Origin of the sequence: Streptomyces durhamensis, assembly GCF_000725475.1 — a bacterium.
Taxonomy (GTDB): Bacteria; Actinomycetota; Actinomycetes; order Streptomycetales; family Streptomycetaceae; genus Streptomyces; species Streptomyces filipinensis.
The window spans coordinates 1-242 of record NZ_JNXR01000211.1; the positions used below are offsets into that span (position 1 = coordinate 1).

A 242-nucleotide genomic window follows, 5' to 3' on the forward strand; every position below is an offset into this window, starting at 1 on the left:
CCCGGTCGCTCCCTGGCCATGCCGAAGCTCGGCCAGGTGGAGATCTGGCGGTTCGTCACCGACTTCCACCACCCCGTCCACCTGCACCTGGACCCGTTCCAGGTGGTCAGCCGCAACGCGGCCGCCCCCGGGGCGTTCGACGCGGGCTGGAAGGACACCGTCGACGTGCTGCCCGCACAGGGTGTCGAGGTCGCGGTCCGCTTCACCGACTACGCGGGCCGGTTCCTGCTGCACTGCCACAA

1 protein-coding gene is annotated in these 242 nt (G+C 70.7%); it reads left to right on the plus strand.

Features of this window, described 5'->3' with window-relative positions; genetic code table 11:
• Positions 1-18: 18 nt before the first annotated feature.
• The coding region (locus IO33_RS45515) for a multicopper oxidase domain-containing protein (protein WP_245236085.1) at positions 19-242 on the plus strand (224 nt) is incomplete at its 3' end.